We start from the raw sequence: 529 nt of genomic DNA, 5'->3' as shown, positions 1-529 counted from the left end.
CTTGCCGGCTCAATGACATCGTCCTCGTCATTCAAGGTCTGAGTTTCGCCTGATTTTTCGTAAGGATAGACTGTCGGGACGGGTTCAAGTTTAAGATCATAAATAATAAAATGATTAAGTGAACTTTTTCTTTTGCTTTCATTAGTAAATTTATTTCCAGTCAGAAAAATATCTTTTTCAACTGCAATTTTACTTATCTGATTGGATAAATTATCACTGTTAATATAAGCATTTCTTCCCGATAAGATAAGGCCCGGCGGAGAATTTTCTAATACCCTGCTTTTTATTCTGGTATTATTTAAATAAGCTTTTCCTGTTCCATTACCCTCAAAACCAAGACGACTGAAATAGGCATGCCCGAACCATTTATCAGGAAGGGGGGTTAATTCTGCTGTTATAGTATAGGGCTCGCCAAAAATATTGACATCATTAAGTACGGTCATATCTCTGTCTGTAACATCTGGTGTTATCGGCTTATTTTGAATAACAAAGACATTGCGGGTATTATTCAGATCTTTTGTCCTGACAA

The 529-nt window shown here is 36.1% G+C and carries 1 protein-coding gene; it reads right to left on the bottom strand.

The annotated features are described in order from the left end of the window. On the bottom strand, positions 1 to 443 hold a 443-nt coding region (locus tag ABR397_RS23180), incomplete at its 3' end, for a hypothetical protein (protein WP_350307756.1). Positions 444 to 529 lie beyond the last annotated feature (86 nt).

Source organism: Photorhabdus viridis (genome assembly GCF_040256935.1).
Lineage (GTDB): Bacteria > Pseudomonadota > Gammaproteobacteria > Enterobacterales > Enterobacteriaceae > Photorhabdus > Photorhabdus viridis.
Note: the sequence above shows the minus strand (reverse complement) of the source record. Positions and strands in the feature narration are given on the sequence as shown.